The organism is Psychrobacter sp. Ps3 (genome assembly GCF_022129275.1).
Lineage (GTDB): Bacteria > Pseudomonadota > Gammaproteobacteria > Pseudomonadales > Moraxellaceae > Psychrobacter > Psychrobacter submarinus.
The window spans coordinates 115,882-126,958 of the sequence record NZ_JADQAL010000005.1 but is presented as its reverse complement, the minus strand read 5'-3'; the positions used below and the strand labels follow the sequence as shown (position 1 = coordinate 126,958).

Below are 11,077 nucleotides of genomic sequence, written 5' to 3'. Positions count from 1 at the left end.
GACGCTTAGAGCGACTAAGCTTACTATTTTTACCTTCGAATCGTCTAAAAAATAGTCTCTGTCAGTGCCATGGTTGAATGTTCAACACGCCCTATAAGTAATGACATTGATTAATGCTTTTTGGTGTCGCCTACGATTTTATCCATGAATGCAAACAATAAACCTGAGAGTACAAAAGCCATGTGAATAATCACTTTCCACATGAGCTTATCAGCATCGAGATCACTCATCTTGCTAGATATATCCATAAACGACTTGAGAAGATCAATGGCTGAGATAGCAACTATCGCGCCTATTACTTTTAGCTTTAGGCCTGAAAAGTCCACTTTTCCCATCCAGCTTGGACGATCGTCGCTTGTGCCCGTATCGATTTTGGAGACAAAAATCTCATAGCCGCTAAAGATAATAATGAGCAATAAACTAGCTACCAAGGAAATATCAACTAGTACCAAGATATCTACAATAACATCAGATACTGGGGCGTCTACTACATAAGTCATCATTCCTACTAGCTTTTGTACGAACTTAATAAATAGCAAAAAGATACCTATTACTAAGCCTAAATAAAACGGTGTCAATATCCAACGACTATTGAAGATGGTCTTTTCTAAATAAAATTCAATTTTTTTTATCATTGAGGCCTCTTTAGTGTTAAGTCAAGCGATCTTATACCAGTCAATTTTACGGGTCATGATCATGACGCAGGCGAGTAGTATAAAGCAGAAGACCGCACCTAACAGTAAATTTAGATCTTCAGTGGTGAGAATGCCATAAAAGGCGGCGTAGAGACCGGCTAAGATAGCGGTAAAGATAACCGCTCGCTTGACGCCGCCGAGCACATAATAAGTGTACCAACCGATCAGCCCAACGCAGCTACTGCCCGCAATAGCATAAGCCTGCCAAAAAGCGATTTGCTCAGCTAATGGCAGTAATAACACATAAAACGTCAATAGCGCGCAGCCTACTAACAAATACTGAATCGGGTGGATGCGACTCGATTTAATCACTTCAAATAAAAAGAAAGTGCCAAATGAGATCAAAATTAATAGTAGAGCGTATTTCATGGTACGTTCTGTTTGCAAATAAACATCGTTAGGTTCTGCGAAACTGACCCCAAAGCTATTAAGACGCACGCTATTTAGGTTGCCGTGATTGGTGCTACCTATGCTACCGGCAGCTTCTTGTACGACGACTGCTTCCGCCCCATAATCAGCATGATTGCCACTGTCTAAGCGCGCTCTGCTATCAACGGTGCAGCTATTGTTTGCCGTGCTCAAGCACTGCGATAAATATTGATTATTAGCCACAGTCAGGTACTGGTTTTGCCAGTTAGCAGTAAATCCCTCAGCACTAAAGTCTTTAGTATTCGGCAAAGCTTTACCTATAAAGTTTGGTGCATGCCAGTTGCTTTGCATACTCAGCTCAAAGTTTGAGCCGGTAGGGACTGTGTTTAGGTTACTAATACCGGCAAGCGGTAAATCAATAGTAATATCAACAAGGAACCATTTATGGATTGGGCGAGTATTTTTATTTATGATACCACGTGGGCATTTGTCCTAGAGATATTGGTACGTGTGACTGTGATGTTTGTACTGATTATTATGTTCTTGCGCTTTACGGGTAAGCGCGGCGTCCGTCAGTTATCTATATTTGAGCTGACTATCATTTTGTCATTAGGCTCTATCGCTGGCGACCCGATGTTTACTGAGGATTTACCGATCATCCAAGCGGTGCTGATTATGAGTACCGTCATCTTGCTGTATCGCTTGTGTACGTGGGCGATGATGAAGTTTCAGCCGTTTGAAAATTTGCTAGAAGGAAGATCGCTGTATATCGTAGAAGATGGGATGCTGGTGCTCGAAAAAATCAAAAAAGGCAAGATGTCGCACGATGAGTTTTTTGCTGAGATGCGTCAGCAGGGCGTGGAGCATCTAGGGCAAGTGCGTACCGGCCTGCTAGAAACCGATGGCAATTTTAGCGTCTTATTATACCCACCTGAGCAAACAGGCTACGGTATGCCGCTTTTTCCTAAGCAGTATCAGCCAGTGGAGCAGGTAGAGTCAGGCGTGCATTATGCTTGCATGTACTGCGGTTATATCGAGCATATCACAACCCCTAATCAAATATGCTCGCGCTGTCAGAATAACTGCAAAAACTGGGCAAAAGCGCTCAATAGCCAGATTGTCAGATAAGCCATACCAGTCATTGTTTTTATTAAAATAGCCTAAGCAAAATTTTACACACAATAAAAATTGTTTAACCACTCTGCTACCTGCATAACACGAGTCTGTCTACCACCACCAATACGTCTAAATGACTTGTGATGAATACTAAGCTGATCTGCAAAGTAGCGGCTAATCTCATCACGCTCATGCGGCGCATCACGCAAATCATCGGCGACCCACGGCGTATCGACCTCAGTCAGTAGTATCAGGTCATAATGATGCGCCAGTGCCGCCTGAGTCAGGGCAAGAGGACAGTCACCATAGTACCAGTTTGAATAAACCATTATCTCAAAGAGACTAGTATCACAGAATACATAACGCTGGCCAGCAGGTAGCTGTGCCGCTTGCATTGCGCGTTTGTTCTCTAACTCAATCTGACCTTGCGCGATAGGCAATAAATCCTCCCACGTACAGGTCAGCTGCTCGTTATCCCATTTGGCTTGTAGGTAAGTGCGCATATACTCTGGCACCCAAGGACTGGCAAAATGCTCAGCCAAATCCTGACACAAGGTTGTCTTACCGGTACTCTCTGCACCTAAGATAGCAACAGTAAAGACTGAATCAGGCGTATGCTGTCTTAAGTGTGGATTGACTGCGATAGCGTTGTTGCCATTCATAATAAGCCCAAATTGCAATGAGTGTGAAAATCACGTATTGAAACGCGGTAAAAGTAAAGCCTTTATAAAAGTACAAAGGCACGGAGATAGCGTCAGCGACGATCCACAGTAGCCAGTGCTCGATTTTTCGCCGCGCCATCAGCCACATTGCCATCAAAAACAGCGCTGTGGTGAGCATATCGGTATAATCTACCCAAGTGAATAGATGAAGGCCTAATACGACGCCATCGAAGCTGAAGTTATTATTAATAACAGGCCGAAAATAATACACTAGCGCCACAAAGGCGATAGTTGCTACTGCTAAAAGCGCTAATATCGGCAGATCCTGTTTATTAATATGCTCAACTTGTACCTCAGATTGTATCTCGGAGCCAGACTGAATGTTTTTTTTGGCACGGTTCTGAAGTTGTGCTTTATTTTTTGTCCAGTTAAACCAGCCATACAAGCTCATGACAGTATAATAGGCATTGATAAACATATCGCCAAACAACTGCCACTGCCATAGCAAATAAACAAAGATCGCCGTACTGATCAGACCGATAGGGAAGACTAAGACATTGAGTCGACTCGCCAGCAGCACACTTGCAACCCCGCAGCTGACGGCGATGAGCTCTAGACTGATAAATAAGGTGGAGTAGTCCGCATATTGACCAAAAAGCCAATTAAAAAGTTCTACCATCAGGGTTTCCAGTAGTATAGTCGAGTTGAGTCAGTATCAAGGGGGAGGTTCAGTTGCTCTATTATAGCTCAGCTGAAGACAAGAGTCGGGCAAAACCTAAGGTTACATCGCAGTTAATAGTTATTTGTAACAAACTATTAGCAAAATTATAATAATCAGGCATAATAACAATAACCGTTTTAGTTTACAGTTATTCACTGAAATAAGAGTTATGCAACAGCCACTTCTTATTTTACCCATTTTACGCTTATCAAAGACACCTAGTAGTAGACAAGGAAGCTTATCATGACGACTTGTATCACCGGCACTGGCCTGTATATCCCTCCCTATAGCATTAGTAATGAAGAGCTAGTAGAGTCCTTTAACCAGTATGTAGAGAACTACAACGAGCAACATGCTGACGAGATTGCTAATGACACTATCACGGCCCTTGAGCCTTCATCGGCTGCATTCATCGAAAAAGTCTCAGGCATCAAATCCCGTTATGTGATGGAAAAAGATGGCATCCTTAACCCTGAGATCATGGCGCCCGTTATCCCTTATCGTAAGCTTGGCGAAGAGCTATCGGTTATGGCAGAGATGGGCGTGGCGGCATTGAACGACGCCCTAGCGGACGCTGGACTTGAGGCGAATGATCTAGACGGTATTATTCTAGCCTGTTCGAACTTTCAGCGCACTTATCCTGCCGTCGCCATCGAGATTCAAAACGCTATCGGCATGGTAGGCGGTTTCGCTTATGACATGAACGTCGCTTGTAGCGCTGCTACTTTTGGTCTGTCACAAGCGCACGGCTCAATTATCTCAGGACTGGCTAAGCGCGTCGCCGTCGTCAACGTCGAGATTACCTCAGCGCATCTGAACTGGCGTAACCGTGACAGCCATTTTATCTTTGGTGATGTGGCAACCGCTAGTATTGTTGAGGAATTAGACACTCCTAAAGGCTATGAGATTCTAAACTCTAAGCTATTTACCCAGTTCTCAACTAACATCAAAAACGAATACGGCTTTATGGATCGCTCCGAGTACTTGGCGGCTGAGACTGAGATGTATCCAGATCTTAAAGCACCGGTTACAGATAAGCTGTTTTTGCAAAATGGCCGTAAAGTCTTCCGTGAAGTTTGTCCGAAAGTGTCGGAGATTATCACCGAACATCTAACAGAAAACGAGCTATCAGCGGATGATGTGAAGATGATGTGGCTCCACCAAGCCAATGCCAATATGCTTGATTTAATCTTGCGTACTGTCGTTGGGCGTGATGCGGACAAAGCCATCGTGCCAAGTGTTATCGACGAATTTGCTAATACCAGCTCAGCAAGCCCGATGATTGTTTTCCACCGCTATAAAGATCAGCTACAATCGGGCGATTTGGGCGTCATCTGCTCGTTTGGCGCTGGTTACTCAATCGGTTCGGTACTGGTGCGTAAAGTGTAAAACGTAATTAAACTGAGTAAGCTCACTAATCTCACTAAGCTTAGTAAGCCTACTCAGTTTAGTACTTATATTTTTAAAAATAGCTAAGAGCACTCTTAGCTATTTTTTTGGTTTTAGCTTTAAACAAGAAGATTACTGAGTGTTTTTAATATAAGGGTAAAAATTTGCTATAATTGCTCTCTTATTTTACTTAGCTAATAAAAAGATTTTTTATGAAAGAATCCTTACGCCTGCGTTTAGACCAAATGGTAGACCGTTATGAAGAGGTCACCGCTTTATTATCTGACCCTGATGTCATCAGCGATAATAATAAATTCCGTGAGCTGTCGGTTGAGCATAGCGACTTGATGGAAATTACGACTTTGTGGCTCAATTATGGCCGTGCTGAAACGGATCAAGCTGATGCGCAAATGATGCTTGAGGATGCATCAGACCCTGAAATGAAAGAGATGATGCAAGATGAGATTGATAGTGCTCGCGCCGCCATCGCCAAGATGGAAGAAGATCTCAACGTCATGATGCTACCAAAAGACCCTAATGACAAAGTGCCCGCGTTCCTAGAGATTCGCGCTGGTACTGGCGGTGATGAAGCGGCTATATTCTCAGGCGATCTGTTTCGCATGTACCAAAAATATGCGCAAAATCAAGGCTGGACTGTCGAAGTGCTGTCTGCTAATGAAGGTGAGCATGGCGGCTATAAAGAAATCATTAGCCGCATATCAGGCAATAGTGTCTATGGTCGTCTAAAGTTTGAATCAGGCGCGCACCGTGTACAGCGAGTACCTGAGACCGAAAGCCAAGGCCGAGTGCATACCTCAGCGTGTACGGTAGCAGTGATGCCAGAGGTTGAGATTGATGACAGTGTCGATCTTAATCCAGCGGATATTAAGATGGATACGTTCCGAGCTAGCGGCGCCGGTGGTCAGCACGTTAACACTACTGATTCAGCAGTACGCTTAACGCATATTCCTACTGGGGTAGTCGCCGAGTGTCAGCAAGAGCGAAGCCAACATAAAAACCGCGCTAAAGCGATGCAAATGCTGATCTCACGTATTCAGCAAGCCAAAGTACAAGCACAGGTCGATACGGCAGATGAGATGCGCCGCGACCTTGTTGGTAGTGGCGATCGTAGTGAGCGCATTCGTACTTATAACTTCCCGCAAGGGCGCATGACCGATCACCGTATTAACTTGACCCTTTATAAGCTAGACTCCATCATGGAAGGTGATTTAGATGAACTTTTAGATGCGCTATTACGCGAGCATCAGGCTGATCTGATGGCGAGTATTGGCGGTGAGTAGTACCATCCTATTGTCTATAAGCTAAGTGATAAGCGCAGGCTAGGTTTTATCCTAGTGTTTTTCAAGCAGTGCTTTTTAACTTAACCGTTTTAATCTAGTGTCATAGTGTTAGAAGTGTCCAACAAGAACAAAACCCATCAAATTTGAGAATGTTATGTCAAAAAATAACCAAAACCAACAAGAACAAGCGCCTACTGCTGAGGAAGCTAACGAACTTATCGCGCAACTGCAAGCTAAGCTTGATGATATTAGCGCTTCTGGTAAGACCCCTTATCCCAACCAGTTTAAGCGCACTGACTATGCACAAGATTTGCAAACGGCTTTTGAAGGCATTGATAAGCAAGAAATAGAAGAAAAAGCGGCGAATGGCGAGAAGACGCAAGTCAATGTTGCAGGACGCGTCATGCTCAACCGCGGCTCGTTTATTGTTATTCAAGATATGACAGGCCGCATTCAGCTTTATGTCGCTCGTAAAGAGCTAGATGAGGAGACGCGCGCCAGCATAAAATCATTAGATCTAGGTGATATCGTTGGGGTGTCAGGCTATATCGGCCGCTCAGGTAAAGGCGATCTTTATGTACATATCGAAGAGTTTACTCTACTTACCAAAGCGCTACGTCCAATGCCGAATAAATTCCACGGTCTCGCTGATATCGAAGCGCGGTACCGTAATCGTCATTTAGACTTGATGACCAATGAGTCGACGCGCGATACTTTTATGATTCGCAGTCAAGTGATTAGCGGCATCCGCCAGTTTATGCTGAATGAGCGTTTTATGGAGGTTGAGACGCCAATGATGCATCCGATACCAGGCGGCGCAGTAGCCCGTCCGTTTGAGACTCATCATAACGCTTTAGATATGCCACTATATCTACGTATCGCTCCAGAGTTATATCTCAAGCGCCTAGTTGTTGGCGGTTTTGAAAAAGTCTTTGAGATTAACCGCAGTTTTCGTAATGAAGGCGTATCGACTCGTCATAATCCTGAATTCACCATGATTGAATTTTATCAAGCTTATGCTGATTATCATGACCTAATGGATTTGACCGAGCGTTTATTCAATAAGTTAGCGATTGATATTTTGGGCACTACTGAGCTGACTTATCAAGACGAAGCCATTAGTCTCAAAGCACCGTTTGCGCGCTTATCGATGTCTGATGCGATTGCTCAATATGCCGAAGGCTTTGATATGGCTCGTATCGATGATCATGATTATCTGGCTGACTATGTCGAAAATACGTTAAAACAACCGGTAAATGACGTCTTTGGTGTTGGTAAACTCAAAACTATCGTCTTTGAAGAAACTGCTGAGCATCAATTGCGTCAGCCGACTTTCATTACTGAATATCCAGCAGAGACCTCACCGCTGGCACGCCGTAATGATGACAACCCTGAGATTACTGACCGCTTTGAGCTGTTTATCGGTGGCCGAGAGTTGGCGAACGGTTTTAGCGAGCTGAACGATCCTGCTGATCAGGCGGAACGTTTCCGTGGTCAAGTCGCTGAAAAAGACGCGGGCGATGATGAGGCGATGCATTTTGATGAAGAGTATATAGAAGCTTTATCTTATGGTTTACCGCCAACGGCAGGCGAGGGTATTGGTATCGATCGTTTAGTGATGCTATTTACCGACTCAGCTAGCATTCGCGATGTAATACTGTTCCCGCATATGCGCCGCAAAATCGAAGACTAGTCTGAGATAAAGCCTATGAAGTTAGGTGCGTAACGCGTTGCTTATTAGACATTAATCTACTATAAGGTTTAATTAACGATATAATAATCGTTAGTTTTTAAAATTTAGTTTCTAAGAAGTGCTTGTGATTAGTCATTTAGGAATGTGTTCGATGCTACCTTATGCTCCTTAGTTACAAGCAGCAGTCACAAGCAGCGATTTTAAGGATGTTATTTATAGGGATATCATTTATAGGAATATTATGGAAAATTCGCATAGCGCTTCACCTTGGCAAACTCTGATTCTTCAAAGCTTTTTATCTTTGTATCAAATCAGTGCTAAAAACACGACTAGTAGAGACTATTTTCAAGGCTATGACTTTGTTTTTGAATTCTCCGAAGCGGTGTTTTATGTGTTGGTGAATGAAGTCATCGCTGAGGTCAGTCAGTACGATATAGACGCCTCGCAGGTAAGAGTTTGGAGAAAGGATGTCGTTAATCAGTTGATGAAGCGCCATGCGCAGGTCTACTCAAGCAACCATAGTCTGATTGATAGGCAAAGTCCTGCTAATGCAGACAAAGCCGTATACTTTATCGGTTTAACGTCCTTGACGATTAAGCATTCAAATAATCAAAGCTGCGCCCAAGCCAATAGCTCGTTACACGATGTGCAGTACGAGTACGGTAGTCAGTTCTTTGCAGAAGATTGTGTATTAGATCTGGATGATGAAAAAAGTATTCTACAGATATTTAGTCTGCAAAACTTTAGTAAAATATTAAGACAACTACAAACTCCTGCTGATGTTACGGCGTTTTTACAGTTTCATCGAAGTCATCTGACAGCGATGCAATCTTTTGACGATGAGTCGACATTGTTGGGAGGGTTTTTACAATCATCAGACTTTTATAAAAAAGCGCTACAAGTACAACAGCAGCTAGTAGATAACAACCTATTAGAGCAGGTAGAGCCGCGCTTACTAGAGATAATGCACGCTTCGACACCCGCGTCTATTGAGAAAGTATCAGCCGATATCATTAGAAAGTCTGACATGTGGTATAAGCTTTTTAATAGCCTTGTGCAGCGCTACTATGAAGCAGGAGCACCTCTGCCCAAAGCACAAGTTGAATTACTAGTCGATGAGTCTCTCTATACTTGTGCCAGTTTAGTCGAGCGGATATTAGACTATAAGTATAAGGATGCGCAATCGCGTTGGAATGGTTATATTGATCATCAGCCTTCTTACAACCGCTCTAGCTGTCACTATATGCTGGTGTTTTACGCGCAATACGAAAGTAGCCCGCTTAGCGCAGATAAGGTTCGTAGCAACTACCAAGATTTATTAGCAGAGCTCAACGCTCATCTACAAGAGCCCATAATGGAAGATTTATTCTTAATTGGAGTCGAGCACAGAGACTCTAGGGATAGCGTAAACACTGAAGTTATGATTGATATTTTCTATCAAAGTGGCTGTGTTATCAATGCAGAAATGCAGCGCTTATATGAGCAATTAGCTGAGCTCAAATCACAGTCTTGATAGCTGTCACTGACTCAATCATTGACTTGCTCTAGATAAGCACTATAAACAATGACTCATCGGTACTTTCGAACGCTCTATAGTTTTTTGCTAAAAAACAGATATTCTTTCAAATAGGAAGGACTAAAACAGGCATTAGGCGTAGAGGATACTAGAAAGATGCATTACTAGAAAAATAGTATCGATACCGAAGCTCATCCCTTTGTAATAAACCTCTGTACCCCTTATTTAGCACTGCTATATTGGCAACTATTATGACGCAACAGTATCAAGTTTTAGCACGAAAATACCGCCCTAAAAACTTCCATGAGCTTGTAGGGCAAACCCACGTCTCGCAGGCCTTGATTAATGCGATTGACTATAACCGTCTGCATCATGCTTATTTGTTTACTGGTACTCGCGGTGTCGGTAAAACTACAATCGCGCGCATTTTATCAAAATGCTTAAACTGTGATACCGGTATTACTAGCACACCTTGCGGAGTATGCGACAACTGTGTGGCCATCGATCAGGGCCGCTTTATTGATCTAATCGAGATCGATGCCGCCTCTCGTACCAAGGTCGAGGATACCCGTGAGCTATTAGATAATGTGCCTTATGCACCAAGCCAGGGACGCTACAAGGTTTATCTTATTGATGAAGTGCATATGCTATCGACGCACAGCTTCAACGCACTATTAAAGACCTTAGAAGAGCCACCTGAGCATGTCAAGTTTTTACTTGCGACCACTGACCCGCAAAAGCTGCCAGTCACTATCATCTCACGCTGCTTACAGTTTGTGCTTCGCCCCTTGCCGCAGACTTTGCTTTGTGAGCATTTGGCTAAGGTACTCACTCAAGAGCAAGTGGCGTTCACCCAGCCAGCGCTTTGGCAGTTGGCAAGCGCGGCAAAGGGCTCAGTGCGTGATGCTATGTCGTTGACCGATCAAGCGATTGCTTTTGGACAAGGCGCGCTTGATGATGAGACGGTCAACGCTATGCTTGGCTTGATTGATGCTGCAGACTTAGTGCGCTTAATAACAGATATCTATCATCATGACAAGTCGGCAGTAGCTGCACACATTGAGCAGATGCGCGCGCAAATGGTTGACGCTACTAGTATGTTCGATGGATTGGCTGAGCTGCTACATCAATTGGCGTTGACTCAGCTGTTGCCTGAGGTGGCTCTAAACGTTAATGAGACACAAGCGCAAACGATCAACGAGTTAGCGCAGCGTATTAGCCCTGATGTATTACAGCTGTATTATGAGATTGTGGTGCAAGCTCGTGAAGGTATTAAGCTTGCGAGTACTCCTATGCAAGCGCTTGAAATGTGTATTTTGCGCCTGCTGGCGTTTCGTCCGCTGCCGACTGATGAAGTATTGATACCTGGTGATAATGATGATGAGACTGCGACGGCTTCAATGCCCTCAGTAGATCATATTGTCACCTCAAATCAGAACTTAACGTCCTATGAGATTGAGCATAAGAGCGCTCTTCATCCAAGTGATGATGAGCAAGACTTCAATAACACTAACACTGAGAGTCAGTCTGACTATGAGCCAACGTCAGAGCAAAAACAATATATAGATGACGACCCTGTTGACGTTGCTCAGCCACTAATCGCAACCTCTAGTGA

The 11,077-nt window shown here is 43.7% G+C and carries 10 protein-coding genes; 6 read left to right on the top strand and 4 right to left on the bottom strand.

Features of this window, described 5'->3' with window-relative positions; translation table 11 throughout:
* Positions 1-110: 110 nt before the first annotated feature.
* Positions 111-635 carry a TIGR00645 family protein gene (locus I3248_RS03105; RefSeq protein WP_025644264.1) on the bottom strand — a complete coding sequence of 175 codons (525 nt, stop codon included), beginning with the start codon at positions 633-635 and terminating at the stop codon, positions 111-113.
* A 21-nt stretch (positions 636-656) separates the two neighbouring features.
* Positions 657-1,484: an inner membrane CreD family protein gene (locus tag I3248_RS03100; protein WP_346268417.1), complete on the bottom strand. Its 828-nt coding sequence runs from the start codon at positions 1,482-1,484 to the stop codon at positions 657-659.
* A 24-nt stretch (positions 1,485-1,508) separates the two neighbouring features.
* On the opposite strand from I3248_RS03100, the gene I3248_RS03095 reads away from it, so the two are divergent.
* Entirely contained in the window at positions 1,509-2,192 is a 684-nt protein-coding gene (locus tag I3248_RS03095; protein ID WP_238062513.1) for a YetF domain-containing protein, read from the top strand.
* Between the two features lie 44 nt (positions 2,193-2,236).
* Here I3248_RS03095 and I3248_RS03090 read toward each other — a convergent pair whose 3' ends face one another.
* Together I3248_RS03090 and pnuC are read right to left on the bottom strand one after the other, a co-directional pair.
* Positions 2,237-2,842 (bottom strand): ATP-binding protein, encoded by a 606-nt coding sequence (locus I3248_RS03090; protein WP_238062512.1) that lies wholly within the window; start codon positions 2,840-2,842, stop codon positions 2,237-2,239.
* Positions 2,787-3,521: a nicotinamide riboside transporter PnuC gene (pnuC, locus tag I3248_RS03085; protein ID WP_238062511.1), complete on the bottom strand. Its 735-nt coding sequence runs from the start codon at positions 3,519-3,521 to the stop codon at positions 2,787-2,789. Before pnuC ends, I3248_RS03090 begins: the two co-directional genes overlap by 56 nt.
* Before the next feature lie 285 nt (positions 3,522-3,806).
* On the opposite strand from pnuC, the gene I3248_RS03080 reads away from it, so the two are divergent.
* The 5 genes from I3248_RS03080 to dnaX all read left to right on the top strand — a co-directional run.
* Positions 3,807-4,952: a beta-ketoacyl-ACP synthase III gene (locus I3248_RS03080; RefSeq protein WP_025644274.1), complete on the top strand. Its 1,146-nt coding sequence runs from the start codon at positions 3,807-3,809 to the stop codon at positions 4,950-4,952.
* A 212-nt stretch (positions 4,953-5,164) separates the two neighbouring features.
* Entirely contained in the window at positions 5,165-6,253 is a 1,089-nt protein-coding gene (gene prfA, locus I3248_RS03075; RefSeq protein WP_025644276.1) for a peptide chain release factor 1, read from the top strand.
* 154 nt (positions 6,254-6,407) lie between these two features.
* Entirely contained in the window at positions 6,408-7,946 is a 1,539-nt protein-coding gene (gene lysS, locus I3248_RS03070; protein ID WP_238062510.1) for a lysine--tRNA ligase, read from the top strand.
* A gap of 241 nt (positions 7,947-8,187) precedes the next feature.
* A complete protein-coding gene (locus tag I3248_RS03065) occupies positions 8,188-9,459 on the top strand; it encodes a hypothetical protein (RefSeq protein ID WP_238062509.1) in 1,272 nt (423 codons plus the stop codon).
* A 254-nt stretch (positions 9,460-9,713) separates the two neighbouring features.
* The coding region (gene dnaX, locus I3248_RS03060) for a DNA polymerase III subunit gamma/tau (protein ID WP_238062508.1) at positions 9,714-11,077 on the top strand (1,364 nt) is incomplete at its 3' end.